The 26,325-nt window shown below is 52.5% G+C and carries 27 protein-coding genes and 1 other RNA gene; 21 read left to right on the plus strand and 7 right to left on the minus strand.

The genetic code is table 11. The annotated features are described in order from the left end of the window. Position 1 precedes the first annotated feature (1 nt). On the plus strand, positions 2-610 hold the full coding sequence (locus tag AAGJ81_07775; protein MEM0966028.1) for a hypothetical protein: 609 nt from the start codon (positions 2-4) through the stop codon (positions 608-610). Here AAGJ81_07775 and AAGJ81_07780 read toward each other — a convergent pair. Next, the gene (locus AAGJ81_07780; GenBank protein ID MEM0966029.1) at positions 591-1,904 is read right to left on the minus strand and encodes an MFS transporter; all 1,314 of its coding nucleotides are present in this window, start codon (positions 1,902-1,904) and stop codon (positions 591-593) included. The genes AAGJ81_07775 and AAGJ81_07780 overlap by 20 nt on opposite strands. Then, a complete protein-coding gene (locus AAGJ81_07785; GenBank protein MEM0966030.1) occupies positions 1,901-2,548 on the minus strand; it encodes an HAD hydrolase-like protein in 648 nt (215 codons plus the stop codon). Before AAGJ81_07785 ends, AAGJ81_07780 begins: the two co-directional genes overlap by 4 nt. A 147-nt stretch (positions 2,549-2,695) precedes the next feature. Here AAGJ81_07785 and recA point away from each other — a divergent pair, with 147 nt between their 5' ends. The 6 genes from recA to trmB all read left to right on the plus strand — a co-directional run bounded on the left by recA (position 2,696) and on the right by trmB (position 9,845). After that, positions 2,696-3,778, plus strand: coding sequence for a recombinase RecA (recA, locus tag AAGJ81_07790; protein MEM0966031.1), 1,083 nt, complete (start codon positions 2,696-2,698; stop codon positions 3,776-3,778). Positions 3,779-3,917: 139 nt separating this feature from the next. Next, on the plus strand, positions 3,918-5,273 hold the full coding sequence (gene mnmE, locus AAGJ81_07795; protein MEM0966032.1) for a tRNA uridine-5-carboxymethylaminomethyl(34) synthesis GTPase MnmE: 1,356 nt from the start codon (positions 3,918-3,920) through the stop codon (positions 5,271-5,273). Further along, positions 5,270-7,138 (plus strand): tRNA uridine-5-carboxymethylaminomethyl(34) synthesis enzyme MnmG, encoded by a 1,869-nt coding sequence (gene mnmG / locus AAGJ81_07800; GenBank protein MEM0966033.1) that lies wholly within the window; start codon positions 5,270-5,272, stop codon positions 7,136-7,138. Before mnmE ends, mnmG begins: the two co-directional genes overlap by 4 nt. Positions 7,139-7,222: 84 nt before the next feature. After that, positions 7,223-7,939, plus strand: a complete 717-nt coding sequence (locus tag AAGJ81_07805; GenBank protein MEM0966034.1) for a winged helix-turn-helix domain-containing protein — start codon at positions 7,223-7,225, stop codon at positions 7,937-7,939. Between the two features lie 21 nt (positions 7,940-7,960). Then, complete coding sequence (locus AAGJ81_07810; GenBank protein ID MEM0966035.1) at positions 7,961-9,253, plus strand: ATP-binding protein; 1,293 nt, start codon at positions 7,961-7,963, stop codon at positions 9,251-9,253. Continuing rightward, a complete protein-coding gene (gene trmB / locus AAGJ81_07815; protein ID MEM0966036.1) occupies positions 9,243-9,845 on the plus strand; it encodes a tRNA (guanosine(46)-N7)-methyltransferase TrmB in 603 nt (200 codons plus the stop codon). The genes AAGJ81_07810 and trmB overlap by 11 nt, the downstream gene beginning before the upstream one ends. Here trmB and AAGJ81_07820 read toward each other — a convergent pair. The 4 genes from AAGJ81_07820 to AAGJ81_07835 all read right to left on the minus strand — a co-directional run bounded on the left by AAGJ81_07820 (position 9,819) and on the right by AAGJ81_07835 (position 14,257). Beyond that, positions 9,819-11,708, minus strand: a complete 1,890-nt coding sequence (locus AAGJ81_07820) for a penicillin-binding transpeptidase domain-containing protein (protein MEM0966037.1) — start codon at positions 11,706-11,708, stop codon at positions 9,819-9,821. The genes trmB and AAGJ81_07820 overlap by 27 nt on opposite strands. Before the next feature lie 92 nt (positions 11,709-11,800). Continuing rightward, a complete protein-coding gene (locus AAGJ81_07825; protein ID MEM0966038.1) occupies positions 11,801-12,322 on the minus strand; it encodes a hypothetical protein in 522 nt (173 codons plus the stop codon). A 13-nt stretch (positions 12,323-12,335) separates the two neighbouring features. Next, entirely contained in the window at positions 12,336-13,205 is an 870-nt protein-coding gene (gene mreC, locus AAGJ81_07830; protein ID MEM0966039.1) for a rod shape-determining protein MreC, read from the minus strand. A 29-nt stretch (positions 13,206-13,234) separates the two neighbouring features. After that, the gene (locus AAGJ81_07835; protein ID MEM0966040.1) at positions 13,235-14,257 is read right to left on the minus strand and encodes a rod shape-determining protein; all 1,023 of its coding nucleotides are present in this window, start codon (positions 14,255-14,257) and stop codon (positions 13,235-13,237) included. 121 nt (positions 14,258-14,378) lie between these two features. Here AAGJ81_07835 and AAGJ81_07840 point away from each other — a divergent pair, with 121 nt between their 5' ends. The 12 genes from AAGJ81_07840 (at position 14,379) to def (ending at position 23,570) form a co-directional block, all read left to right on the plus strand. After that, entirely contained in the window at positions 14,379-14,918 is a 540-nt protein-coding gene (locus AAGJ81_07840; protein MEM0966041.1) for a PEGA domain-containing protein, read from the plus strand. A gap of 241 nt (positions 14,919-15,159) precedes the next feature. Next, an RNA gene (rnpB, locus tag AAGJ81_07845) (RNase P RNA component class A) lies at positions 15,160-15,544 on the plus strand. 6 nt (positions 15,545-15,550) lie between these two features. Further along, on the plus strand, positions 15,551-16,171 hold the full coding sequence (locus AAGJ81_07850) for an NADPH-dependent FMN reductase (GenBank protein ID MEM0966042.1): 621 nt from the start codon (positions 15,551-15,553) through the stop codon (positions 16,169-16,171). A gap of 195 nt (positions 16,172-16,366) precedes the next feature. Continuing rightward, the gene (locus AAGJ81_07855) at positions 16,367-17,047 is read left to right on the plus strand and encodes a dual specificity protein phosphatase family protein (protein ID MEM0966043.1); all 681 of its coding nucleotides are present in this window, start codon (positions 16,367-16,369) and stop codon (positions 17,045-17,047) included. Continuing rightward, entirely contained in the window at positions 17,047-18,138 is a 1,092-nt protein-coding gene (locus AAGJ81_07860) for a sulfotransferase (GenBank protein MEM0966044.1), read from the plus strand. The genes AAGJ81_07855 and AAGJ81_07860 overlap by 1 nt, the downstream gene beginning before the upstream one ends. 70 nt (positions 18,139-18,208) lie before the next feature. Next, positions 18,209-19,975 carry a bifunctional alpha/beta hydrolase/class I SAM-dependent methyltransferase gene (locus tag AAGJ81_07865; protein MEM0966045.1) on the plus strand — a complete coding sequence of 589 codons (1,767 nt, stop codon included), beginning with the start codon at positions 18,209-18,211 and terminating at the stop codon, positions 19,973-19,975. Next, a complete protein-coding gene (locus AAGJ81_07870; protein MEM0966046.1) occupies positions 19,972-20,634 on the plus strand; it encodes a lysophospholipid acyltransferase family protein in 663 nt (220 codons plus the stop codon). Before AAGJ81_07865 ends, AAGJ81_07870 begins: the two co-directional genes overlap by 4 nt. Beyond that, complete coding sequence (locus AAGJ81_07875) at positions 20,621-21,571, plus strand: phosphatidate cytidylyltransferase (GenBank protein ID MEM0966047.1); 951 nt, start codon at positions 20,621-20,623, stop codon at positions 21,569-21,571. The genes AAGJ81_07870 and AAGJ81_07875 overlap by 14 nt, the downstream gene beginning before the upstream one ends. Before the next feature lie 3 nt (positions 21,572-21,574). After that, positions 21,575-22,174: a CDP-alcohol phosphatidyltransferase family protein gene (locus tag AAGJ81_07880; GenBank protein MEM0966048.1), complete on the plus strand. Its 600-nt coding sequence runs from the start codon at positions 21,575-21,577 to the stop codon at positions 22,172-22,174. Positions 22,175-22,411: 237 nt separating this feature from the next. Next, a complete protein-coding gene (locus AAGJ81_07885; protein ID MEM0966049.1) occupies positions 22,412-22,630 on the plus strand; it encodes a CopG family transcriptional regulator in 219 nt (72 codons plus the stop codon). After that, positions 22,627-22,995, plus strand: coding sequence for a PIN domain-containing protein (locus AAGJ81_07890; protein ID MEM0966050.1), 369 nt, complete (start codon positions 22,627-22,629; stop codon positions 22,993-22,995). Before AAGJ81_07885 ends, AAGJ81_07890 begins: the two co-directional genes overlap by 4 nt. Beyond that, entirely contained in the window at positions 22,992-23,570 is a 579-nt protein-coding gene (gene def, locus AAGJ81_07895; protein MEM0966051.1) for a peptide deformylase, read from the plus strand. The genes AAGJ81_07890 and def overlap by 4 nt, the downstream gene beginning before the upstream one ends. On the opposite strand, the gene AAGJ81_07900 is transcribed toward def, so the two are convergent. Continuing rightward, positions 23,565-24,383 carry a type II secretion system protein gene (locus AAGJ81_07900; protein ID MEM0966052.1) on the minus strand — a complete coding sequence of 273 codons (819 nt, stop codon included), beginning with the start codon at positions 24,381-24,383 and terminating at the stop codon, positions 23,565-23,567. The two genes, def and AAGJ81_07900, sit on opposite strands and share 6 nt — an antisense overlap. Before the next feature lie 67 nt (positions 24,384-24,450). On the opposite strand from AAGJ81_07900, the gene AAGJ81_07905 reads away from it, so the two are divergent. After that, positions 24,451-25,473 (plus strand): hypothetical protein, encoded by a 1,023-nt coding sequence (locus AAGJ81_07905; GenBank protein MEM0966053.1) that lies wholly within the window; start codon positions 24,451-24,453, stop codon positions 25,471-25,473. Positions 25,474-25,482: 9 nt separating this feature from the next. Beyond that, on the plus strand, positions 25,483-26,190 hold the full coding sequence (locus tag AAGJ81_07910; GenBank protein MEM0966054.1) for a hypothetical protein: 708 nt from the start codon (positions 25,483-25,485) through the stop codon (positions 26,188-26,190). The last annotated feature ends 135 nt before the right edge of the window (positions 26,191-26,325 follow it).

Here is a 26,325-nt window from a genome sequence, read left to right on the forward strand (position 1 = left end):
GATGATAGATTTAGGAAACGGGTCCCGTTACGGACTTTTTCTCCTCCCAGCAATCCTCCTTGGCGGGTTCGCGACCCTTTTCCCGGGGTTCGCGTCGATGAACGCTCTCGCGCTGGCCAACGGACATTGGTGGACGCTTTGGACGGGGCACTTTCTCCATTGGACTACTGGTCACCTGATCTGGGATTGGAGCCTATTCATGATCTGCCTCATGTTTCTCGCAAAAGGAGGCTGGAGGGTATGGGGCTGGATTGTAGTCGGGTTGCCGATCCTTGGGATAGGAATTTGGCTGGCTCGTCCCGAGATGTGGGAGTATCGCGGGTTATCGGGGATCGATACCGTCCTCTTTGTGCGGGTTGCAATGGGGTTCTACGGATATCGCAAATGGCTCCCCCTTAGCGGCCTCGGCCTGAAAATCGCCTACGAGTTTCTGACAGTGCAAACTATCTTCAGCGGTGATTTGGGAAGAAACAATGTTCCAGTACCGGAAATACATATGATGGGTCTATTTTTTGGACTGATCTGGTGCTGGGCGAGCAACAGGAATCATGTTACTGATCGACAGCACGAACATCTGATTCCTTCAAAATCTATTCCCGCCGAAGCCTGATTTTTGCGAGGATCAACAGAATCACCAGGGTGCTAAGGAACCAAGGAGCAAAGAATTCGAGGGCTTCCCCGAAAGCTACATCACTTGATGCTCCTTCGCTCCTGAGTCTTTCAATGAGAAAACCGTAGAGGAGAGACAGACCGCCGTAGCCAAGATTCATGGCGAGCCCGCGAAAACTAAGCACTGTGGCCCGATGCCGGGACTCCACTTCCCGGTTTAGGTAGTGGCTAAGGAAAAAGTCAGCGAAGCGCATTGAGACCATCGTGGTCACTGCAAACAGCAGCCCAACTTGCGGTAGAAGAAACGATAGACCAAAGAGCGACGCCGCCAACCACGCTCCTAGTAGCAGTGTGTTTGTGAGAACGCTGAAATTTTCGACCATAAACCTCGCCACCCGCGGTAGGAAGAGGCCGAGAAGAGCAACCCCTGCTCCGATAATCCCGTAATAGGCCTCCGGAATCTGAATCAGGCGGAAGTACTCGCTCACCAGAGTTACGAAGACCCGCGAAACGCTGTCGAAAAAGAGGCCTCCAAAAATGAGAAGGAAAGGAATGGGTGAGCGAAGAATCCACAGTCCCGTTTGTAGGGTCGTTTTCCACGGAGCCGCTAGCGAGGGGTCATCGTGATCTGTTTGGGTTTTTGGCTCTATCATTCGGAAGGCGGCCCAAAGCGCTCCGAAAGCGGTGAGAAGATTCAGATAAAGGGGCCAACGGAGTGTGTCGTCCTGTTGCCATTCCCGCGTGAACCCGAACCATCCGGCCACTTTGCCAACCAGGTTGGGATCGTAGACCGCGGCGCCGACGATCATGGCGATAAAAAAGCCTACGCTTTGCAGCTTCATCAGTGCCTCGAGGACCCTCGGCCATTCCCCTTCCCTACCCCGTTCGGAGAGCGTGTCGTAGGCGAGCGCTTCATCGGCACCACTGGCGGCAGCCTCAGCGGCTCCGGACAAAATGCGGTTCACTAGAAAAATCCAAAAGAGCCATGGCGATGCCCCGATCGGAGCTAGGCAGATCAGGATCATTTCGAGGACCATCAGACAGCCTGCGATACGAACGAGCCGGCGCCTCCCCCAACGGTCTGCCAAAGCCCCCGAGGGAACCTCTGCGATAATAATGGTAGCGGCCCAGGCGGCGTTGAGAATGGCAAACTGTTCGAGGGTGAGCCCGAAATCCAGAAACAGGATCGTAAAGATGGGATAGTAGAACCGGGCGTTAAAAAGAACCCGGAAGGCAATAAACATCCGCACATTAGAGAGCCGTAGAATGCTCTCCGAGCTCCTACTTTCAGTCATGAAAGTAGCCAGGCCTCGAGTTCCTCAAATCCTTCGACGACGGGACACCCTGATTCTCGGAGGCGCTCAGCAGTGTGATGCCCGTGGGCAACCAGAAGACAGCTCACTCCCATGGCATTGGCGACTTCATGGTCGTGGAGAGTGTCTCCAATCAAAAGAGCGCGTGTAGGATCGACGCCCGAGGACTCGATCCAAGAGACTCCCCTCTCCTCTTTTCCATGAGCAAAAATGTCTGTCGCCCCTACCAGGTGCTCAAAGCAGTGTTCCAAACGGTAGACCCGAATAGACTCCTCCAGAGAGGATTGAAGGGCTGCTGAGAGAACGGATTGAGAGACTCCTCGTTCAAAAAGGTGGTTCAATAGCTCCTCTGAGCCTTCGTGGAGGGGACACTCGACGGACCTTTCGTTGTATCGGGCGATGAACTGATGAGAAGTTTTTTCGAAGCGCCCCGGCTCGGTAGGAAAGCCGAGTTCACGATAGAATTGCACGACGGGGAAGTTGAAAGTGGCCCGGTAATGGTCGTCGGTTATGGGCGGGAGTCCGTATTCGGCCATGATTTCGTTCAAAACGGACACACAGACTCCAGTGTCTGCGAGCAAGGTTCCATTCCAGTCCCAAATGAGGTGGTCCCACTTCTCTACCATTCCTTATTGGTTGGAACTCTCTTTAGCCGCTGAGTCAAAGCATCGCTGCAGTTGGATATGATCGAAGAGCGTAAAAGTGGTGAACAAAAGAACATATTTCTTGCCTTTTGGGGGATGAACGGTCTTTTTGGGCAGAAAGGAAAAGTAATGCCCAAACAACCACCCGCTAAAGAGAGTCAAAAGACAGGAAATCGAGATCTCGATCTCGCGATTTCGAGCATCAACCGACAGTTCGGCGAGAACTCGCTGATTCGCCTAGGAGAGGCGAAGAATATGAACATCTCGACGATTTCGTCGGGATCAATTGCTCTCGACCTTGCTTTAGGAGTTGGCGGACTACCGCGGGGCCGTATTTGCGAGGTCTATGGTCCGGAGTCTTCAGGAAAGACCACGCTTTGCCTAAGCTTGATTGCCGAGGCACAGCGAAATGGGGGTAACGCGGTCTTTATCGATGTAGAACATGCTCTTGACCCTCGATACGCGCGGACGGTCGGAGTAGATTTGGACAAACTAATGGTCTCACAGCCGGAATCTGGGGAAGACGCGCTCAATATTACCGAAACACTCATTCGCTCTGGTGCGATCGACATCATCGTAATTGATTCGGTGGCTGCCCTTGTTTCCAAAAACGAGCTGGATGGCCAGATGGGCGATACGACCGTTGGGTTACAAGCTCGCATGATGAGTCAGGCGATGCGGCGGCTTACGGCGGCGATCAGCAAGACGAACTGTCTCTGTCTGTTCACAAACCAGATTCGGGAGAAAATCGGAGTCATGTTCGGCAGTCCAGAGACTCAACCCGGTGGTCGCGCTCTTAAGTTTTTCTCTTCCGTCCGGATGGACATCCGGAGAATTGGGCAAATCAAGGAGCCATCGGGCAAGGTGGTCGGCAACCGGACTCGCGTGAAAGTGGTGAAAAACAAAGTTGCCGCACCGTTCACGGAATGTGAGTTTGATATCGTCTACAACGAGGGAATTTCGCGCTCCGGCTCACTGATTGATCTGGGCGTCGAGCAGAAGATTCTCGAGAAAAAGGGTGCCTGGATATCCTACAACGGCGACTTAATTGGTCAGGGGAGAGAAGCCGCGAAAACCTATTTGCGAGAGAATCCAGAGTTGATGGACGAGCTGACCGCGAAAATTCGGGAAGGAGTCAAGGTTGAGGTGGGTAACGTTCTTGCCGGAGGTGACGACAAGGAACTGAATGGATCAGAACCGGAAAAGAAGTAGATCTTTGGGCAGAGTTAAATTTGGTAAATCATTGATTGACAATAGTTAATAGATGATTTGGCGAACTAAAAAGTCGCCGGAAGAATGACGGATTCATTTTTCTCTTCCATGGCTTTCATCGGTGATTAAGTAGATCCCCGTGAATGACACTTTTCATGCGCTCGCGACGGTGCCGGGGACTTCAGCTATTGGGGTCATTCGAGTGACGGGTTCAAAAGTCGTTGAGTTGATCCGGGGTTCTTTGGATGTTGATGTGTCCGAAAAAGCGTTTCGCAAAGCGATTCTGGGAACCTATCGTGTAATCAGCGGAACACCGGTGGATCAGGTGCTGTGGACTTACTTCCCACCCTACTCTTCTTATACCGGGCGGGATTTGGTCGAGATTTCCTGCCATGGAAATATGTTCCTCGTGGAACAAATCCTCTGGGATTTGGAGAGGCGGGGTTCGCGCCCAGCGGAACCAGGAGAGTTTACGAAAACGGCATTTCTTGAGGGCCGGATGGACCTGTCTCAAGCAGAGGCGGTCGCAGATTTGATTGCAGCTCGGAGTGAGGCTGCAGTGCTGGCTGCCCAGAAACAGCTGGCTGGTGGACTAGGCCATGAGATCGAGTCCTGCGTTTCCAGAATCCTATCGGTTCTCGCCGAGATCGAAGCTTACATTGATTTTCCTGAGGAGGACCTCCCGGGAGAGACTACCGATGGTCCGCGAAAGGAGCTGGCAGTGCTCATCTCGCGACTTGGGGAAATGATAGCTACCGGACGCCAGCGTGAGCTTCTTCACCGCGGCATTCGGACAGTTCTTCTCGGGGAGGTGAATGCTGGAAAAAGCAGTTTGCTGAATCGGCTTCTGGGAGAAGAGCGGGCGATAGTAAGCGCTACCCCTGGTACAACCCGTGATTTTCTTGAGGACTCCTTTACTCTTGGCCGTTTTTGTATCCAAATTTTTGATACGGCGGGGATTAGGGAATCTGCGGACGAAATCGAAAGAGAAGGCGTGCGACGGACACAACGTCTTGCGGGAAACGCAGATTTCAATTTGGTGGTGATGGACGGAACGGAGGATTGCCCTACCCTTCCCCCTGAAATTCAAGCAGGTTTCACGGAAGAGAACACGCTACTGGTTTTCAACAAGTGTGATTTGCCCGAATTCTCAATGAATCCGAGTTTCTATCCGCAGTTGCGACGAGTGAGTCTGTCGGCAACTGAAGGAATGGGCGTAAGTGACTTTCTTTCAATTTGGGAATCGATGATTCGTGAGGATATGCTCAAGGGTGCTGAGGATCGTGTTCTCTACAACCAGCGGCACATAGGATATTTGAAGGAATGTCAGACAGCACTGGAGCGCGCCCGCCTGGCGTTGCAGGAAAAGACTTCTACAGAATATGTGGCTCCGGAGTTACGGGATGCGTTAGACGCATTGGGGTCGATTGTCGGAACCGTTGACAACGAAGCTATGTTGGATGTTCTCTTCGGAGAATTCTGTATAGGTAAATGAGCGTAGCGTTGCGGTATGGGACTTCGTGTCCCTACGAAGTAATTGTATGCGGAGCCGGCCACGCGGGCTGCGAGGCTGCGCTTGCGGCCGCAAGGCGCGGAGGAGACACCTTACTTTTGACCGGAAATCTGGATACAGTTGCTCAGATGAGTTGTAATCCAGCAATTGGTGGTCAGGCGAAGGGTCACATGGTTCGGGAAATCGATGCACTTGGTGGAGAAATGGCTGTGAATGCGGACACCACCGCAATCCAGTTTAAGCTTCTCAATTCATCGAAGGGACCTGCGGTACGGGCTCCGCGGGCGCAATGCGATAAGAAGGCTTACCAGTTCAGGATGAAGCAAACCCTGGAGTGGCAGAGTAACTTGACCTGTTTTCAGGCGCTGGTGACATCGCTGATTTTTCGCAGCGGCCGGGTTGTGGGTGTAAGGACGAATCTAGGCGTTGAGTTTTACGGCCAATCAGTGGTCGTCACCACGGGAACGTTTTTGCGTGGGTTGATGCATATCGGTGAAAATCAAAACAAAGGTGGGCGACTGGGTGATTTCTCCGCAGAAGGATTATCCGGAAGCTTTGCGGAGGCGGGCATCGAACTGGATCGCTTTAAAACGGGAACTCCACCCAGAATCCTAGGCAACTCCTTGGACTTTTCTCGATTGAAGGAGCAGCCAGGTGATTCTGAACCCACGTTTTTTGCCTTTTATGATACGCGGTCCGACGCGGATTTGTTCCACGTGGAACAATCGGGCGAAACCCGTGCGGGATGGGTTCCTGGGTCGGAATCTGTTTCCTGCTGGATGACTGAGACGACCGCTGGGACGGAACAGTTGATCCGAGAGAATCTGCACAGGTCACCACTTTACGGTGGGGAAATTCAAGGCGTGGGCCCAAGATACTGCCCGAGCATCGAAGATAAAATTGTAAAGTTTGCAGACAAGGAGTCTCACCGGCTTTTTCTTGAACCTGAAGGCCTTCATACGAGCGAGTGGTATGTAAACGGTCTCTCGACGAGTTTACCGTTCGACATTCAAGCCGAAATGCTTCGCACAATCCCTGGGATGGAATCCGTTGAGATGTTGCGACCTGCCTATGCCGTAGAGTACGATTTTGCTCCACCTACCCAGCTTTACCCGAGTCTCGAATCCAAGAAGGTTGAACGTCTCTTTTTCGCGGGACAAATCAACGGAACCTCTGGATACGAAGAAGCAGCAGGGCAGGGGTTGATCGCAGGAGTGAACGCGATTGCAAGGGTGAGGGAAGAGGAACCCCTGGTCCTGGACCGCCAGCAGGCCTACATTGGAGTTCTTATTGATGACCTCGTGACGAAGGGGACCAATGAGCCATACCGTATGTTCACAAGCAGGGCAGAGTTTCGCCTCCTTCTCAACATGGACTCCGCTGAAATTCGTCTGGTGGATGCTGCAAAGCAGTACGGGTTGGTGCAATCAGACCGGCTTTCTCGCATGGAAGAGAAAAAGAAACGGGTTCTCGGCAACGTGGAGAGGTTTGAAAACGAGCGGGATGCTTTCGGAACCTGGGGAGATCGAATCCGTCGAGGTGCACAGATGGTAGAGTTTCCAGAGTCTCTCCAGTGGAGTTCTGCAGAAACCGCGGAATTGGATTATCGCATTCGATACCGGGGTTATCTGGAGCGAGAAGCAAGAGAAGTGGAGAAGTTTAGGAATCTCGACTCGATAAAAATTCCAGAAAGTGTTGAATATCAACAAGTAAAAGGACTCAAAAAAGAAAGTGGACAGAAACTTCAAGCCGTCCGTCCAAGGACTCTCGGCCAAGCCCTTCGAATCAGTGGGGTGAGTCCGGCCGATGTTTCGATTCTACAAGTGTTTCTCAAGCGGAACCCATAGTTTCTGGATTGTGACAATCAAGCAGGCGTATGCACTTGCTTTTTTCTTTGGTCAGAGCTTTCACTGGGGGAGACTTGGGTCCCTATGAGTGTAGAAGTGCCTGCAAAGATTTTGGTGGTCGATGATGAAACCGACGCGACCGATTTGCTGTCTTATCAGCTTGAGAGTGCAGGTTTCACCCCGAAAATCACAAACCAGTCGGAAAAGGCCATTTCACTGGCCAGAGAATTCTGTCCTGACCTCATTCTCCTCGATGTGATGATGCCGGGACTGAGTGGTCTGCAAATTTCTCATGCCCTGAAGGCAGATGAGGCTCTCTCCCGTATTCCGGTGATCCTCTTGACTGCGAGGGGTGAACCTGAGGACCGAATCAAGGGTCTTGAAACAGGGGTGGATGACTACTTGGCCAAACCTTTCGACTCTAGAGAATTGATTCTCCGAATCCGTGCGGTCTTGAAAAGGGCAGGGGAAGCAAAATCTGCCAATTCGAGGGAGGTAAGGCTTGGTAAACTATTGGCAGACAAAGATTTAAATCAGGTTGTAGTCGATGGAGAGATCGTGATGTTGACTCTTACGGAGTTTAAGTTGCTACAGCTCTTGATGGAAAACCCACAGGAGGTGTTTTCCAGAGAAGTTCTTCTCTCGAAGGTGTGGAATTACGAAAGCGACACGGAAACCCGGACGGTTGACACTCATGTCAGGCGTTTACGGGAGAAGCTGGGGGTTTATGCAGGAATGATCGAGACAGTCCGGGGGATAGGGTATCGAATGGTCGATATCAATCTGTCTGTCGAACAGTAATTCCATTCCAGGAGACTCCCATTGTTAACGACGGTTCTAATCGCTGCGATTGTCCTGCTTGTTTGGTTCTACGAGCGGCGCTGGCGTAGGATTAGGCGCATCATCCGGGAGCTGGGCGATTCTATTGATGCGGATCGAGAGCTTCTAATGGACGGAGAAAAAACGCTTTCACGAAAGTCAGGTCTTAGCCAGCTAATGACAACTATCGGGGTAAAGATGGAGGAGCGAATGCGCCTGCAGGAACAAAGCACGTCCCAGATGGAACAGATCGATACGACTTTCCGCAACATGCGTGAAGGGGCGGTCGTAATTGACGGAGAGAATCGAATTTTGGTCTCTAACCGGTCGGCGGACCGCCTTTTGAATGAGGGGCTTCCCATGGTAGGTAGAAGGGTCGAACGTTTTGTTCACCACCCCTCATTTCTTGATCTCGTCAGAGAGGTGGGGGAGGAGAACAAATATGGGTATCGCCAGATTGAAGTCGATCTCATGGGCAGAACGGCATGGCTGGAGATATCGGGAGCCTCGCTCGACTCTGGAAGTGGAGAAGGTCTAAGCCTTTACTTAATCAATGACATCACCCGACTGAAGAAACTGGAGGCGATCCGCAGGGACTTTGCAGCGAATGTTTCTCACGAACTTCGAACACCGATTACGATAATCAAGGGATTTGCGGAAACGTTGTACGAAGATGGAGCTTCGTTAAGCGAAACTCAAAAGACATCATTTGTAGAAAAGATTCACCGGAACACCGAACGACTCCACAGGCTGGTCGAAGATCTTTTGAGCCTTTCCCGCCTCGAGTCACGGACCTTGGAGTTGAATAAGGAACGGGTCGATTTAGTGTCTGAGGTTCGCACCTTCACGGAAGAGTTCAGAAAGCCGAAGAGTGCCACGGCTGATCTTAAACTAGATTGCCCGTCAGACCCGGTTTGGGTCGAACTGGACCGGACCTACCTAAACCGCGTTTTGAGTAATCTTGTGGAAAACGCTTTTAAGCACGGCATTTCGTGTAGCTTCGTGGAGATTGGTATCGAAGAAGACGTTGATCGAGGAGTAGTTGAAGTGACTGTGACGGATGATGGGGTAGGGGTGCCAGAACGGGCGCGGGATCGAATCTTCCAACGCTTCTATCGGTTGGACAAGGGCCGGTCTACTCGAACTGGCGGAACTGGACTTGGGTTGAGCATAGTTCGCCATGCTCTTTTGGCTCATGGTGGTAACGTGCGGGTAATGCCGGTTCTCCCCCATGGGACGAGGTTTATTTGCGTTTTTCCTAAAACAACCCGGTCTCCGGAGGAAATTGTTGAGTGACTCCGGGAGAGCGCTGGCAGAGGCCAAACGAACGGCAAGGCTGTCAGAATTGAAGTGCACCCTTGAGGGATTTCTTTCGGAGGAAAAGCGGAGGGTGATTTTGGAATTGGGTTGTGGGCACGGTCATTGGCTTACCTCCCTGGCTGGGCTCCGCCCCAATGAATTGATGGTCGGTGTGGATTTGATCTCGCGTCGCATTCGGCTCGCGAGGGAAAAGCAGGAAAAGCGTGGTTTGGAAAATGTCCTTTTTCTGAAGGCAGAGGGAACGGAAATATTAGAGGCGTGGCCCAAGCAAAATCCGGTGGCTCAGGTTTTCCTTCTGCACCCCGATCCTTGGCCAAAGAAGAGGCATGCGAAAAACAGGATGACCGGAGAGAAATTTCTCACCCGGATCGCTCGGGTAATGGGGGAAGGGGGAGAGATTTATTTTCGAACAGACGATCCCGAATTCTTTTCCTGGAGCAAGGATTCGTTCGCAAACCACCCAGACTGGCGCCTTGTAGATCTACCGTGGCCTCACGAAGCTGGAAGCTACTTCAAAGACTTGCTGGGAGTCCACGGTGCTCTAACGGCTACGCGGACGATGAGTTAAATCGACTAGAGTATTTGGAAGGGAGTTTTTCCACGCGGAGAAAATACCGCGGGCAACAGGTGCGGCGGTAGTTCCACCCTGAAACTGATCTTCCTCGGTGACCCCTTCGATTACAATCGCGACTGCGATCTGCGGATTCTCGGTCGGAGCAAAACCGATAAACCACGCGAGCGTGAGTGGTTTACCTCCGGGATAGACTTGGGCTGTGCCTGTTTTTCCGGCAACTGATAGATCGGTGAACTGAGTACGTCTGGCGGTCCCTTGTTCCACCGCCTGCACCATTCCTTGGACAATGGACTCATACTCAAGAGGGGCTATGGGAAGTGGTTCGAGGTCTTTTTGGGTCGAGTGGTTCGCTTGCAAAAGCGTTGGCTGAAGGCCGGTAGACCCATTTGCCAGACTGGCGGCGACCAAAGCCATTTGTAGAGGTGTGACCCGAAGAAAACCTTGTCCGATCGAGATGTTGGCGGTGTCTCCGGGAAACCACGAAGAACCTTGAGTGTCTCTTTTCCACTGTTTGGTCGGCACGATCATCCGTGAGGTTTCGTGCGGAAGTTCGATGCCGGTTCTTTGTCCCAACCCGAAACGCGTGGCCGTTTCTGAAATCCAATCGATCCCAGCGCGTAATCCGACCTGATAAAAGAAGACGTTGGAACTTCCCGCAATCGCCCGCGGCAGTGCAATTTCTCCAAAACCGGGCGGAGTGTGTTCCGGAAAACTGCGGTTGCCAACCTGGTGTGATGGGCCGCAAAGGATGATTTCGTCAGGTTCCAGAACGCCTCGGTGAAAAGCGGCTACTGCTGTGAGAGGTTTAAAGGTTGATCCTGGAGGATAGAGACCTTGAATCGCGCGATTCAGCCAGCCTCCGGCGAGGTCGATCTCCCGATAAACCTTCCGGGATATGTAGGGAGTAAGATCATTGAGATCGTAGGTTGGACTGCTGGCCATCGCAAGAATCTCGCCGGTTCGGGGATTCAGCGCGACAGCAGCACCCACCTTACCCTCAAGACCACGCTCCGCCGCCTGTTGAATCGCAACATCGATACTCAGCCTCAGATCCTCTCCCTTTTCCGGTGGATCGATTGAAAGTCTTTCGTACTGGAAACCTTGTGGATCCACCCGCCAAATTTCGTTTCCGTTTTTACCATCAAGGAGAGCGTCAAATGACTTTTCTACTCCCGCTTGGCCGACCTTTCCGTAGTGGCTAAAGGTCATTAGTTTGACACTGTCGCTCAAGTCTTCCTCGGCGAGGCTTTCTTCCTGATTGACGACATAGCCGAGCACGTGAGCCGCTAAGGAACCGAACGGGTAGTAGCGGGAGCTTTGGGTCCAAACTTGAATCGGCGAGTTGGGTGCCAACTGATCGACAAGCAATGCGTACTCCTCCTCGGATAAATCGGGGAGCAGTTTTAGAGGAAGCAGGATGCGATTGTTGAAATGGCTCTGCAGCTCTCGGAGAGAAATCTCGTCGGTGCGCCCGAGGATGCGGTTGATTTCATCCAAGTGGCGTTGAACTACGGCAAGGCGAGCGCCCCAAACTAAATCGTTGTTCGAAATATCCACCTCTTGTCCAGTCTCAGCCTCCTGTCGCCGGACCTCATTGATCTGGGCCAGGTATTCTTCTCGGAACTCTTGCCGCAGTGCATTGAGGAAGACAGCGGCAGAAAAGCGGGCTCGGTTTCCGACCAACAATTGGCCGTTTCGATCAAGAATACTACCACGGGGTCCCGGTAAGAGGATCTGCCGCATGTTTTGCTGCTTTTCGCGTGCAAGATGCTCTTCATTTCTGATCACCTGTTCGATGAAGAGCTGGGCTGCAAGAAGGCAAAAACCCAAGAAAGTAAGGACGAAGAAGGGAATCATTCGTCGATTCCGCCGGGTTTGAAAATCGAAGAGTTTCGGTTTGCCGGGCGGCGGAACGGGCTTCTCAGTTTTTTTCTTAATGGTTCCCATGGTCAGGAGAGCTCTTCGGGTGTCGGTTGAGCGCCTACCAGTGAAACAGAAACTTCCTGGAGATCAAAGATCCAATAAGCAAGAAGCACGACAACGGCCTCAGAAAGCAGGAGCTCTATCGCGCAACGGGAAGCGTAGGAAAAGAAAGCCGCGCTGGGGAGGAACCAGACTGAAACAACAAGGAGAAGAATAAAGTTCGTTCCGAGAGAAACCACGGCAAGATGGAAGGTTCGGCGCGACCGGAATCGATTCCGTTGCAGGTAGAGTCCAGCATAGAGAAATCCAAGGACGAAAAGGTAGAGTCCAAATGGAGCAGGGGTGATGGCATCCCAAAGTGCTCCAGTAAGCAAAACCACCGGAAATCCTGTGTTCAAAGGCATTCGTAGCGCGGGATAAACTACGAAGATTCCTCCAACCGTGATGTAGAGGGAGTAGGAGGCGATAAACGAGTTCAGCTCAAGAATGATGAATAGAACGAGACCGTTTGCCAGAAACGCGACCAGAGCCTGTCGGAACAGCTTCATACTTCGGTCGCCCTCATGGATTCGTGGGTAATTCGTAGGAAAAAACTTCCTCAGTGGCTTCGCCTGCCGGAAGCAGAACGGATACCTCATGGAGATCCAGAAGGGCTGGTTCCAATTGCACGATCCCCTGCTGAAAAAGACCCGAACTGTCCGTCTCCATGAAGCGTACTTCGCCAATGTGAAGACCATCGGGAAAGACGCCTCCCAATCGGGACGACACGAGGATTAGAGGGTCTTCCGGAGATGCAAATAGATCCGAGGGAACGTCCCGGACTGAGCCCTTCGGATTCTGAAGAGAGGGAACAATGGCCCCCTCGTACCGCAACGGGCGGGTGTCACCTGCAAAATGGGCGGCCATCCGAAACGTTCGGCTACTGATCAGCTCTACGGTTGAAGTATAGGCGTGGACCGATCGCACCCGGCCAACTACACCGCCGGAAAAAACGACACCAGCGCCCTCGGTAATACCAGCATCACGCCCTTTACGGATGATAATGGTTTGCCACCAGTTGCTAAGGTCACGGCGAACAACCTGTGCGGTCTCGAGGCGAAAATCGGATGGAGCAGGAATGTCGAGAAGTTGACGAAGCCGTAGATTGTAACTGCGAAGAGACTCATTTTCTCCTGCCTGCACCCGATAAAGCGCATTGAGGCGAGCCAGCTCCCTCCCGGTTTCGATTAAGTCTCTCTTGGATCGAGTGCGGATCGACCAATAGGCACCGAGGTCTTCCAGGTGAGACGAAAGAACCGCGGATGGCGCCTGAAACTCGTAGAGAGCATTCTCTCCAAAACGCTTGAGAGTGGGCGGTAAAAGCAGCCAAAGGAGAAATAAAATCCCAAGGATAACGAACGGTCTTCCGGCTTGAGAGCGTAAACGGAGCAAGGTGACAGTCTCCGGGGCGGCCTGTTGGCTCAGTCTTTGCGGTGTATCGCGATTTCCTTAATGAGCGATTCCAGCTCTTCCAGGACCTTTCCAGTTCCCATCGCCACAGCACTGAGCGGGTCCTCGGCCGCAAAGACGGGAAGCCCGGTTCCGTCGCTAAGCATCTGGTCGAGGCCACGGATGAGTGCGCCTCCACCCGCAAGGACGAAACCACGATCCACCAAATCCGCAGAGAGTTCAGGGGGGCACCGTTCAAGTGCGTTCCGGACCAGATCCAGGATAGCGCCGATAGTGTCCGAGAGGGCTTCTCTAATTTCCTGCGAGGAAATGTGGATGGTCTTCGGAAGTCCAGCTACGGAATCCCGGCCTTTCACCTCCATCGTTAACTCCTTCTCCAGAGGGAACGCGGAGCCAACTTTGAGTTTAATTTCCTCGGCGGTGCGTTCTCCGATCGTGAGATTGTAGGCGCGTTTCATGTAATTGATAATCGCACTGTCAAACTCGTCGCCGCCGACGCGAACACTCTTTGTGTAAACCACTCCCGCCAGAGAAATGAGTGCTACTTCGGTTGTCCCTCCACCGATGTCGACAATCATGTTCGCGGTAGGTTCTTGGATGGGTAAACCGACTCCAATCGCTGCTGCCATCGGTTCTTCGATAAGAATAACATCACGAGCACCGGCATTGATGGCAGACTCTTTCACAGCACGTCGTTCCACTTCGGTAATACCTGATGGAACCGCGACGACCACCCTTGGAGGAACAAAACGAACGCCTTTCTGCACTTCGCGAATGAAGTGTCGCAGCATGGCTTCGGTGATCTCGAAGTCGGCAATGACCCCATCTTTCATGGGGCGTAAAGCAGTGATCGTTCCGGGGGTCCGCCCCAACATTCTCTTGGCCTTTTCCCCTACCGCACAGACTTTCCGCGACGCTGAATACACTGCGACTACGGAGGGTTCCCGAAGAACAATGCCTTTGTCCTTTGCAAAAACCAAACTGTTGGCGGTTCCTAGGTCGATGCCAATGTCGTTGGAGAGAAGTCCAAACACGAGTGAGAGTGATCGAAAATTGAAAAAGCTGACCGAAAGACCTGGCCGCGGAATGATTAAACTGTGGAAAAGAGCGAAAAATGTTGTCGCTCAACCCTTTGTTTTGAATGTTGCTCGTCCCATGTCAATTCGTTTCAAGGTGCGTTTGCCTCTTTATCGGTGGCTCCTACGGGGTGTAGCAGTTTCGTTGGTGGCTGTTTTGCTTGGTGGTTGCGGCACCGTTTCACGGCAAACAATCGACATCGAGACGGCCCCTGAAGGTGCTTTTGTTTACGTGAACGGGAAGTTCATTGGTAACTCTCCAGTGGACGTTCGCTTGAATCGGCAGGTGCCGCATCGGGTTGAGCTCCGGAAAGCTGGGTTTGTCACCGAAGAGGTGATGCTTTACCCATCTTTCACCGATGGCGAGGAGCCAACGGTTGTTTTTGGACCTTTACGCACGGCTGGTTACTACCGGGAGCTGAGCCCAAATCCGGTGTCGACTGAACTCGTTTATCAAGGTCTTGCGGAACGGGAAGAGACCCTTGGCGAGGGCGAAGCAGCCGCGGTGCTGGAGAGAATTGCAGCGGAGGTGGAGGCTGGAGAGCTCTCTGCGGAGGATGCCGAAATAGCGGCACAGCAGGTGATGAATCGATTGCCTACCGCCGATCAGACAGAGTAGTCAGCGGGTTTTAGAGAAGAACCTTCACAGTTCGAAAGACCTGTTGATACTGGTCTCTGCTTCTGTGAAGGAGTGCCGCTTCTCTTTGGAAAGAGGTCGAACGACGAATTCGGTATCACCCCTGAAGGTGCGGCGGGTCGGGCTTCTTGATTGAGGAAAAATTCATTCCTGTTTTGAGGGATCGAAGGAGCTGGAAGGGGTTTGCTATCTGTGCCCGAGTCTCCCATGGTAAGGTTCGATCTTTGAAGCACGGGCATTCGCTTTTCTACTTTGGTGGAGGAGAGGAAAGTCCGGACACCGTAGAGCAGGATTCCCTCTGAAAAGAGGGGCACGGCGTGTAAAGGCGACGTGACGGAAAGTGTCGCAGAAAACAAACCGTCCCGCGAATGCGGGATAAGGGTGAAAAGGTGGGGTAAGAGCCCACCGCTCGTCAGGTAACTGGCGAGGCAGGATAAACCCAATCCGGTGCAAGGCGAATAGAGGATCGGGTGGCTCGCCCTTTGGTCCCGGGTTTAGCTGCATTTCGCTTCGGCGAAAAGATCGGTTTGGGCCGATCTAGATGAATGGATGCCATTCCTTGCCAACGGCGAGGGATACAGAATCCGGCTTACAGTGCTTCAAAGGTCTTTTTGATGGTTTCAGGAAACGGTTTATCCCTCGACATCGTTGGCCGAGGAATAAACGCTGTCGGTGAAAGTCCCGGTATCATGCGTTTTTTGGTTCTTAGTTGTAGTCTCAGTGAGAATAGCCGTAGTCGCCGGATGGCAGAGGTCGTCCGGAACGATTTAGACGATGCCGGTGAAGAGGTTGACTTCGTTGATTTGCGGCATCACGCGCTTCCCTTTTGTGATGGTGGGGCAGCTTACGGGGATCCGGCAGTCGCACCAATTGCCGAGCGGGTAAAACGGGCCGACGGTATCATACTCGCCGGACCGATCTATAACTACGATTATAACGCCGCAGCAAAAAATGTAGTCGAAATGACGGGTTCGGGGAGTTGGAGCGGAAAAGTAGTAGGGTTTATTGCTGCTGCCGGAGGGCAGGGGAGTTACTTATCGGTCTTGCCTCTAGCGAACAGTTTGATGGCGGATTTCCGCTGCGTGATCGTCCCCCGATTCGTTTATGCTGATGGAAGCGCCTTTGGAGACGACGGCGAGTTGGACAATGAAGAGGTTCGGGAGAGGATCCGTAGTCTAGGAGTCGACCTCGTCGGATTCACACAAGGTCTTGCCGGAGTCCTTGAGAACCGTTAGCTTGTATCCATACAGGGAATAGCCGGGGCCTCTGGGGCCTTGGGCATTCTTCGGAAGATATCGTTAGGCTACTTCGCAACTAGCGAACAGAAGCTTCGGTGGCAGCGGCACGTCCCTTTTCCAGTCGTTTGAGGAATTCATTTTTCTCTCGAAAGTCATCGCTTGGCCTGAGAATGAACCGCTAGGTTTGCTAAGATGAACAAACGCGTCGGATCGTTTTACTTCGCGGGATTCTTCTTGTTGGGGGCGGCTGGCTGGGCTTTTTACCCTCTGGGTCTGATCTTTCTTTGGCCAGCGGTTTCTCTTGGGGTGATCGGATCCGGATATTGGGGGTTAGGAGCCGGTGTCTATGGAAAGCAGGGTGGATCGCACAGTTGGGCCTTTCGGGCTTTTCATTGCTTTGCGATCCAGGGGCATGAAGTGTCCCGGAGATATTATGCGCGTCAGTGCGACCTCTTGAACGAACTGGCTCCTCGACTTTGGATCGGCCGCCAGTTGACCTCTCGCGAGACCGAGGGGCTAATCGAAAAAGGAGTCACCGCGATTCTCGATCTAACCGCTGAATTCTCGGAACCGTCTCCTTTGAGAAGATTGAACTACCTCAACCTTCCGATTCTCGATCTAACCGCACCGAGTGATGAACAGATCGAGAAGGCGATTCGCTTTATTGATGAGGAAAGGTCTAAGGGCATGGTCTACGTGCATTGTAAAATCGGGTACTCTCGGACTGCGGCGATTGCGGGATGTTATCTCTTGCACAAAGGCCTCGCCAAAGGAGCGGATGAGGCGATGAACTTCATGCGGGAAGCGCGCCCTGGGTTGGTCATTAGACCCGAAGCTGAAGCGACCCTTCGACGTTGGAAGGAGGGAACCTAGTGACAGCTATTGTAACCCATCCTCTTGTTTCCGGGCGTTTTGGCAATCTGGTTACTTTGGCTCGCCGCTACGGCATCTCACCGCGTCACATTCCTGCTTTTGCGGGGGTGATCTTTTTGAGTTTACTGCGGCAACCGGGAATTTGGTTCGAAGGAAGGCGATATGAAAAGCGGATCAGTGGGAGCGAGCTGCCGTCCAATCCGGTTTTTGTGATTGGCCATTGGAGAAGTGGAACCACCCACCTGCAGAATCTCCTCAGTCAGGATCCCCAATTCGAGTCGATGACTATCCGCGAAGCTGCGATGCCTCTTGATTTTTTGACTCTGGGGAAAGTATTTCGACGACAGATTGAAAAGGCCGTTCCGAAGAAACGATTGATGGATAATGTTGCGATGTCAGCCGATTCGCCTTGGGAGGAAGAACTGGCTCTGGTCGCTTCCTGTCCTTTTTCCTTTTATCATGTCTCGTTCTTTCCGAACGCGATGGAGCGCATCTTCCAGAACGCGGTTTTTTTCGATGGTCGGGACCCCACCTTGATCGAAGCTTGGCGGAGAGAGTATCTCTATTTTCTTCGCAAGGTTTCTCTCGTTCGACCGGGAAAACCGTTCCTCCTGAAAAATCCCGCTAACACTGCGCGGATTGATTTGTTGCTGGAGATGTTCCCTCGAGCGCGATTCATCCACATCCATCGCAATCCTTACGATGTGTTTCGTTCAACGGTCGATCTTTACCTCAAGGCACAAACGGAGTGGGGGTTTCATCCGGTAGATCGAAACCGGATCGTCGAACATGTCTTGGAGAGTTATCCGCTGCTCATGACCGCTTACCTCGAGCAGCGTGATTTAGTTCCTAAGGATTGCTTGGTCGAAGTTGCCTTCATGGACCTCGAGGCGAAACCGATGGAAACCCTATCGTCGATTTATTCCGATCTGTCTTTGGAGGGTTCTACGAGGGCCACGGATCGCTTTCAGCATTATCTTCGAGAGGTGGGAAACTACCGCAAAAACGATCCCGGTTTGGCCGAGGAGGAAAAGAGAAGGGTTCGCTCGGAGTGGGAATCCTTTTTCGACGCGTTCGGATATGAGGTGTAGGGCACTTTAGATGGATTTTTCTGTAACGGCGGAATCAATCCGGTAGGATGGAGCAAAGCGAAGGGTGAGTATGGAAACGGAAAACTGGACGGTTACGAGTGACGAGTTCGAGAGCTGGGATGGTACCCGATTGTTTTTCCGAACGTGGGAGCCGAAGGTGAGATCCGATCGCGCCCTGATCGTTATTCATCGGGGGCACGAACATTCGGGTAGGGTAGAGCGACAGATCGAAGATCTTGGACTATCCGATTCTTGGGCCTTTAGCTGGGATGCCCGCGGCCATGGTGAGTCGCCCGGCGAACGTGGAGACGCGGAAAGCTATTACCATCTCGTTAAGGATTTAGACTCTTTCGTCCGATTTGTCTCTGGAAACCACGGCATTCCGGTCGAGAACATGGTCATTCTTGCAAATAGCGTGGGGGCGGTAACGGCGAGTGCTTGGGTGCATGATTACGCCCCCAGAATCCGTGCAATGGTTCTCGCCGCTCCCGCCTTTCGCATTCGGCTTTACGTTCCCTTGGCAATTCCGTTTCTGCGACTCCTCCTTCGGATCAAACCGCGGGCGAAAATCAGTAGCTATGTGAAGTCGCGGATGCTGACCCACGACCCTGAGCAAGCAGCCCTCTATGACAAAGACTCTTTGATTACCCGCGACATCTCGGTGCGAGTTCTCCTTGGGCTCCACGATACGGCCACCCGGATTCTCGCGGACGCGGCTGCAATCGAAACTCCGACCCTCGTCCTTTCCGCAGGAAGCGACTGGGTGGTGAAGAACGGAGCTCAACAGGCTTTTTTCGAGAAGCTCTCGTCTCCAGTCAAAAAGATGAAAAGTTATCCGGGCTTTTTTCATGCAATTCTTCACGAGAAGGAACGGCAGTTACCGGTCGATGCCGCCCGCCAGTTCATTCTCGAGGCTTTTCGGTGCCCTGTCGACCGGAGCAATCTCTCCCGCGGGGATGACTCGGGGTATACGCAGCGCGAATATGACCTTCTTCGGTGTTCGCCGCCGCTTTGGAAGGGTTTGTTCTTCGGCCTTCAGAGAATGGCTCTCCGCACAGTTGGGCGATTGAGTAGTGGGATCTCCATCGGCTGCGAAACAGGCTTCGATTCCGGAACGTCTTTGGATTACGTCTACGAAAACGAACCAAGGGGAAAAACTTTTTTAGGAAAGTGGATCGACCGAGCCTATCTGAATGCGGTGGGCTGGCGCGGAATCCGCGAACGGGGAGAGAATCTCCAAGCGTGTTTGGCGGAGGAGATCCGTAGCCGGGGCGGAAAAGAGGAGTCCGTGCGTGTTCTCGATGTCGCAACGGGCTGTGGCCGCTACGTGCTGGAAGTGATCCGGACGAATCCGGATCTAAGAATTGAGGCCCGCCTCCGGGATAACACACCGCGAAACGTCGAGACGGGAACGAGAAATGCCGCAACCATGGGGGTTGAGTCCGTCGAGTTTGTTTTGGGTGACGCCTTCGATAAAGAGTCGCTTTTGGCTGAATCACCCCCTCCAGATATCGTGATCGTCTCTGGCCTCTACGAACTGTTCCCCGAGAATGCCCAAGTAGTCCAGTCGCTGGAAGGAATTGCCGGAGTGCTTAAGCCAGGCGGGAGCCTAATATATACCAGTCAGCCCTGGCATCCCCAGATTGAGATGATTGCTCGCACCTGCAACAACCGCGAGGGTGAACCGTGGATCATGCGACGGCGGACCCAGGCCGAGATGGACGAATTGGTAGCCAGCGTTGGATTGGCGAAGACGAGAATGCTCCCCGATTTCTATGGTATTTTTTCTGTTTCCGTGGCTCTGAAGCCGGAAGGAAATGGTGGTGAGGCGGTATGAAACGAAAGATCGTTTCCGCCGTGTTGGTGTTTCTGATTCGGTTGGTTTGCGGTGCTGTAGTGCGAAAATCGCCCCGAATTTTGCCGGATGGGCCACTCGTTTTCTTCTCCAACCACACGAGTAACCTCGATTTTCCCGTCATCTGGGCTGGCTTACCGCCGACGGTTCGCAGTCGGGCCCGACCTATCGCGGCCAGCGATTACTGGGATCGCGGCAGGTTGAGATCGTATCTTGCCCGAAACGTGTTCAAGGCGATTCTAATTGAGCGAAGAGCGGTGACGCGCGACAACAATCCCATGGAGGCAATGCAGGCTGCATTGAAAGAAGGTGGATGTTTGATTGTTTTCCCGGAAGGAACGAGAAGTCGCTCTGGGGATCTTGGATCTTTTAAAGCGGGTATCTCTCACTTGGCACAGCTAGTGCCGAGTGTGCCTTTCGTTCCAGTCTATCTGGAAAACCTTTTCCGCATTTTGCCCAAGGGAGAGCGCTTTCCCTTGCCCCTTGTGGCGACGCTCGCCTTCGGCGAACCACTTTTCTTCGATGAAGCAGAAACAAAGGAGACATTCCTAACCCGGGCTACGGATGCATTGATAGAGTTGAGTGACTCTGGATCTCGAGAAGGTTTGCTGGGTCAAGAAGTGGTGAATGAGTCTAACTGACGATCCAGAACTTCTTTTTCTTTTTGGTGGAGTTTACCTTCTCCTGATCGTTGCCCATTTGGCGGCGTTCTTCTTTAGAAAGCGTTGGTTGAGGGTAGACGAGGGCCGTTTCTACAGGAATCTAATTTCGCGGATTCAAGCTTGGTGGGGAATCGTCATCGTTATGACCCTGGCCATGCTTTTCGGGAAAATTGCGGCCCTGATCGTTTTTGCCGTCATTTCCTTCCAAGCGCTCAGGGAGTTCATAACCATAACGCCAACCCGCCCCGGAGACCACCGCGCCCTCTGCTGGTCTTTCTTTTTTATCCTCCCCGCTCAATACGTAGCGATTGGTTTGGGTTTGGAGGTCATGGCGGCGATTTTCATTCCGGTTTACGCTTTCATATTCATACCTATTCGAGCCGCTCTCGCAGAAGACACGACGGATTTTCTCGCCCGCACCGCGAAAGTTCAGTGGGGGCTGATGGTCTACGTATACTTCATCAGTCACGCACCCGCTCTTCTTCTGATCCCGGTCAACGACTACCGCGGTGAAAACATGAAACTGCTCTTCTTCCTTGTCGTGATTGTGCAGCTCTCGGATGTGTTGCAGTATTGTTGGGGCAAAGCGATTGGGAAGAGGCCAATCTCTCAGAAATTGAGTCCCAGTAAAACGGCCGAAGGTCTTGTCGGTGGAATTGTTTCGACTGCAGCCATCGGAACCCTTCTCTGGTGGGCGACCCCCTTTTCGCCATTGGGAGCCTTCGTGTTATCCGTCGTTCTGTGTCTGATGGGATTCTTCGGCGGACTCGTGATGTCGGCTATCAAGAGGGATCGTGGAATCAAGGATTATGGCAGTCTACTATCGGGTCACGGAGGCATCATCGACCGGATTGATTCACTCTGTTTTGCCGCTCCTGTTTTCTACCGCATCATCGTCTTCTTTTACGGATCTTGAGAGATGGTGAGCGTCTATGATCTCAAGACCCGCTTTCAAGCCCTTCTTCGGCCTTTGGTGCTCCGACTCGCGGGTTGGGGAGTGACGCCGAACGCCATAACCGTATTGGCCTTGATCCTCTCATTGGCGGTAGGGATTTGGCTCTTCCTCGCGCCGGAATGCCGGATCGTCTATTTCGCTTACCCGGTCTTCTTGTTCGTCCGGATGGCATTGAATGCAATCGATGGAATGCTTGCCCGGGAGTTTGAGGGCAAAACCCGCTTAGGCGCCTTCCTCAACGAGATAGGCGACATACTCTCGGATGCAGCGCTTTACTTACCTCTGGGTTTTCTTCCGGGAGCGAGCCCCGCCCTAGGATCGGTTTTTGTAGTAATGGCAATTTCTACGGAGTTTTGCGGTCTGATTCCTCAAACGCAGGGAATGTCCCGGCGTTACGATGGCCCGATGGGGAAAAGTGACCGCGCTTTGGTGGTCGGGGTGTTTTTTTTCGTAGCCGGGATCTGGCCCGGAGTTCTTCCGGCGGTAAATCCGATCCTCGCCGTTTTGGGACTGCTTTGTGCCGTGACTTGCTTCCGCCGCGTTGAAAAGGCTTTGCAAGAATGACGCGGTCCTTCTTCACAACACTCTCGCAGTATACGAACCTAACGGTTCTTAAAACACCGCCAATGACATTGTAGTAGCTGCGACGCGGTTCTCAAAAAGGCCTACCGGCCCACAAGGCCATTGCCATACTGCCACGGGAGGCCGCTTTCCCTTAAATCGATCAAAAGCATACTGAGGCTGATCCTAATCGGGAATTTAATCTTGCACCCGAAGTCAAATGATAAATGATAACGATATATGAGAACGATTGTCGATTTGCCAGAGGATCAACTCGACGCATTAGCGCATTTGTGTAAGGAGCAGGGGATTTCACGGGCGGAGGCCATTAGACGGGCGGTTCGCAGTATGCTCGCCGAAGAGGTAGACTCTTCGCGGATCCAAGCTTTTGGTGCGTGGAAGAGGAAAGAGGATTCCCGTTTGATCGTAGAGAAGATTAGGGAAGAGTGGGATCGGTGAAGGCGGTAATAGATTCCGATGTTCTTATCGACTATCTGCAGGGATTTGGGGAGGCGAAAACAGAGATGGATCGATACGACGAACCGATCTATTCGGTGATCTCTTGGATGGAGGTCATGTGTGGTGCGGGGAGTGATCGCGAGCGGGCTGCTGCAGAATCGCTGTTTCGTTCGATGAAAAGAGTGGACGTCTCCATGGAGGTCGCCACGGGCGCTGTGAGGGAACGGCGTGCCTTGCGACTCAAGTTGCCGGATGCGATCATCTTTGCGACTGCTAGCTCGGAAGGTTGTTTTTTGGTGACCCGCAATACGAGAGACTTCGATACAAGCGATCCTCGGGTGCGAATCCCCTACCGGCTGTCATGACATTGCGAGTAACCCAATACGGTGAAGCCGTCCTTCGTGAAAAGGGGGAAGCAATCACGACCTTTGATGATTCTCTGGATGCTCTTGCTCAAGAGATGCTGGCAACGATGTATGAGGAGGGGGGGATCGGTTTGGCTGCACAGCAAATTGGTGAGGCGATCCAGCTTTGCGTTGTCGACCTCGGAGAAGGGGCTCAGAATACCGGCGAAGCTCTGTTGGACGGAAAAGAGGTGCCGCCCCCACTTTTAATGCCGTTGGTTTTGGTGAACCCCGAGATTCTGTATCCAGAACCTCTGGAACTCGAAGTAGTGGAGGAGGGTTGCCTGTCATTATATCAGGTAAGGGGAGATGTGCCTCGACCGAGCGAGATCGGTGTGACCTATCAGGATCTCGAGGGCGTCCAGCATACGCTGAGCTGCGAAGGTCTTTTCTCCCGCTGCATCCAGCACGAAGTCGATCATTTAAACGGAATCCTGTTCATCGACCGGATGGAGAAGGCCGATTTTGCCAAGATTCGGGGAAAGGTTAGGCGCTTAAAAAAGAAGGCGGGAAGGCAGCTCAAAGCTTCTTCATAACGAGCTCTCTGGAGGAAAGGGATACCAGATATCAACGTCTGGCTCCCCGTCTTCATCCATATCGATGTGTCCGGTAAAGATTCCGTCATCAGGGAACTCCTCAACGGGGATTGCGGAAACTACGGAAACCGAACCATCTACCCACCCGACCAAGGTTTCCTTACTATTGACCAAGCGAACACAAATAGAGCTTCCTCCAGCAGTGAGATGGCCTGGAGGCCAGATCATTTCCTGGCTGGCTGCTTGACCAAACCGATTAGTCGCGCTGATGGTGAACATCACGGTTTTGGAAGGGTTGATTACCGCAGATCGAGGATAGGCGTTGTAGTTTCCTATAAAGGAGCCGTCCTCCTCTATTTTCCGCTCCCCCAGATACAAGCCATTATACCCATATCCTAGGTTGCCGGGGACGTTGAAGGCCTGCTCAACGAGCTCCTGCATTTCGGGAGAAGGTTGCCATACCGGGCAAGTAAGCACGTCTTTTGCGTTTTCCAGATAGGGTGCCAATAGACCACCAGAAAAAGGGTTGTCGGTCTGAGGTCCAAACCGAGCGTAGCACCACTCCCTATTCTCTCCCAACTCCTCGTCGAAAACAGCATGAGGAGGAAGCTTTCCTCCGTGATCGTTACTGTAGAGTCCGGCAGCAGCACCCATTTGACGAAGATTCGAAAGACTACCGGCAACGGCTGCGCGCTCTCTCGATGAGCCCATGGATGCAGCGAGGATGCCGATCAGCAGGCCAAGAATGGCTATGGACGTGAGCAATTCTATGAGAGTGAATCCCTGCTCCCCGAATTTATGGTGCCTTACCATTAGTTGCTGTCATCTGGATGCATCTTGACTTGTCGAGACTAATTCTCGAAAACCGGCAATGTCTACCATGAATCTTTCGCAAGCAATCCTATTTACCGCGTCAGCTACTTTATTTGGCTGGCACTTGAGTGCTCAAACCTATGTCGATTTGGGAGGACCCGCGACCGGATCCTTTGCGATTATTGGAGTCAAGAGCTCGTCTACCCAGAATGGTATCGAAGGCAAGGACTCCTTCGGAAACCCAACTGTCGGACACAATGGGTTACCGGATTACCCAAATTTCCAGCAGCCTGGTGGCGGGAACTGGTCTGCGATCATCGCGTCTCCGCTGGATGCTTCCTCCGATTACTCTGGATTGTTTTCCTCGTTTTTCCCCTCCGATCCTGCACCAACGGTCAACAACCAGACCGAAACACAGCCTGACGCTGCAAGTTTAAGTGCCGGTAGGATCGAATTCACACCGGTCTCGGGAGTGGGGCTTCAGGTAATCAGTGTCGGCGATCTTACCTTTGTTTTTGACACCTACACTTGGGATGGGTCGATCAATGGAGATGGAGGCGACGCTGTGGATCCCGATGCAGAGAACACCGCAGTTGTTTCTGGCGGGCCTTTTCAGATCTCTCCCCTGTCTCCTGTCTACACGCCTTATAATGACGCCAGTGGTTTTGGGAACGCAGCGGTTATTTACAACATATCGGTTTCGAACCCAACGGGCACCGGTTTAACCTTTCAGGATGGGGTGCTGACATCCATGGATATCACTGCGGACCTTTCCGTGCAGGCGCGCTTAGCTCAAAATCTTGTATTCCCTGTGACATTCACTGGAACATTTTCCGCGTCTGGACTTTCGTATTCCTTCGACGTTGCGGATACCCAACTCGGATTTAGCCTCTACTCTGATCGCAAAGGAAACGTAACGGTAGTCCCAGAACCGTCTTCTTTCGGAATCGCGCTTGCCGCTCTTGCGGGTCTCTGGACCGGTCTGCGGCGGAAGAAATCTTTCAGAGGTGAGATTGGGACGAAGTCTCAAAAAAGCGTTGACAGCGTATGCGAACCGGAATTCGTACTAGCGAAGACCTCAACTTCCTAATTTATTTGAATGATGATGAATCAGCGGCTCTTTATTTCTACAGGTCTCCTGATCTTGGCGGGGAGTAGTTCAGCAATGGTAATCAACTTCACCCCTGACGGTGGAAGCCAGTTTATTGATTACTTTTCGAACGGCTACGCTCAGTTAGATCTCGATCCCGATGGTATGTACAACATCGGGACGACGGATTTGCAGAATCCGGGAGGTGGAGGTGTCAATGGGTTTGCAACCGACTGGTCCAATATTGGAACACTTACAATCGACGGGACTGAAACACCTACAATTGACGGGACCTTTGATATAATTGGCACCACAGGTTTCGACATTAACTCCTATGTTGATGGAGATTCGTTTTCGATTTATTCCGGCTTTGGGGGAGGGTCATATACGACGACCATCAACAATATTGACCCGAACTCGGAAGTGACGTTTTCTAACGGCATCGTCACAGATCTTCAATTTGACGCTGACATCACCTTTGCGATGCAGGGCCTGTGGCCGTTCAGTGGAACGATACAGATAACCGAAAGTTCGTTTAGTATTCAAGTTGACGAGACTTTTATACAGCCGCCAAGCAACACGCCTATCAGACAGGCATGGAACCTTTTTGGTGGAAGCGCAGCGGTGCCAGTCCCGGAGCCATCTTTCTCAGCACTTCTACTGAGCTTTGGGGCCGCAGCTTTACTTGGACTATATCGGCGCCGGAGAATTAGTTGAACGAAGTTCGGCATTTGTCTATTCCTGTATCTCTGAAACTGCTCGATTTCTGCTCGTAGTAAGGTTTCGCGTATTGACGCCGCACGTTTCGTATCGTGATCGGAATGTTTTTAAAGTGCTATGACCAACGTCTTT

Source organism: Verrucomicrobiota bacterium (genome assembly GCA_038744685.1).
In the GTDB taxonomy this organism is placed as follows: Bacteria; Verrucomicrobiota; Verrucomicrobiia; order Opitutales; family Puniceicoccaceae; genus Puniceicoccus.

Coding starts and splice junctions, on each gene's coding strand:
- AAGJ81_07775 (MEM0966028.1), top strand. CDS start 2: ATGATAGATTTAGGAAACGGGTCCCGTTACGGACTTTTTCTCCTCCCA.
- AAGJ81_07780 (MEM0966029.1), bottom strand. CDS start 1,904: ATGACTGAAAGTAGGAGCTCGGAGAGCATTCTACGGCTCTCTAATGTG.
- AAGJ81_07785 (MEM0966030.1), bottom strand. CDS start 2,548: ATGGTAGAGAAGTGGGACCACCTCATTTGGGACTGGAATGGAACCTTG.
- recA (MEM0966031.1), top strand. CDS start 2,696: ATGCCCAAACAACCACCCGCTAAAGAGAGTCAAAAGACAGGAAATCGA.
- mnmG (MEM0966033.1), top strand. CDS start 5,270: ATGAGCGTAGCGTTGCGGTATGGGACTTCGTGTCCCTACGAAGTAATT.
- AAGJ81_07805 (MEM0966034.1), top strand. CDS start 7,223: ATGAGTGTAGAAGTGCCTGCAAAGATTTTGGTGGTCGATGATGAAACC.
- AAGJ81_07820 (MEM0966037.1), bottom strand. CDS start 11,708: ATGATTCCCTTCTTCGTCCTTACTTTCTTGGGTTTTTGCCTTCTTGCA.
- AAGJ81_07825 (MEM0966038.1), bottom strand. CDS start 12,322: ATGAAGCTGTTCCGACAGGCTCTGGTCGCGTTTCTGGCAAACGGTCTC.
- AAGJ81_07840 (MEM0966041.1), top strand. CDS start 14,379: ATGTCAATTCGTTTCAAGGTGCGTTTGCCTCTTTATCGGTGGCTCCTA.
- AAGJ81_07850 (MEM0966042.1), top strand. CDS start 15,551: ATGGTTTCAGGAAACGGTTTATCCCTCGACATCGTTGGCCGAGGAATA.
- AAGJ81_07855 (MEM0966043.1), top strand. CDS start 16,367: ATGAACAAACGCGTCGGATCGTTTTACTTCGCGGGATTCTTCTTGTTG.
- AAGJ81_07865 (MEM0966045.1), top strand. CDS start 18,209: ATGGAAACGGAAAACTGGACGGTTACGAGTGACGAGTTCGAGAGCTGG.
- AAGJ81_07870 (MEM0966046.1), top strand. CDS start 19,972: ATGAAACGAAAGATCGTTTCCGCCGTGTTGGTGTTTCTGATTCGGTTG.
- AAGJ81_07875 (MEM0966047.1), top strand. CDS start 20,621: ATGAGTCTAACTGACGATCCAGAACTTCTTTTTCTTTTTGGTGGAGTT.
- AAGJ81_07880 (MEM0966048.1), top strand. CDS start 21,575: ATGGTGAGCGTCTATGATCTCAAGACCCGCTTTCAAGCCCTTCTTCGG.
- AAGJ81_07885 (MEM0966049.1), top strand. CDS start 22,412: ATGAGAACGATTGTCGATTTGCCAGAGGATCAACTCGACGCATTAGCG.
- def (MEM0966051.1), top strand. CDS start 22,992: ATGACATTGCGAGTAACCCAATACGGTGAAGCCGTCCTTCGTGAAAAG.
- AAGJ81_07900 (MEM0966052.1), bottom strand. CDS start 24,383: ATGGTAAGGCACCATAAATTCGGGGAGCAGGGATTCACTCTCATAGAA.
- AAGJ81_07905 (MEM0966053.1), top strand. CDS start 24,451: ATGAATCTTTCGCAAGCAATCCTATTTACCGCGTCAGCTACTTTATTT.
- AAGJ81_07910 (MEM0966054.1), top strand. CDS start 25,483: ATGATGATGAATCAGCGGCTCTTTATTTCTACAGGTCTCCTGATCTTG.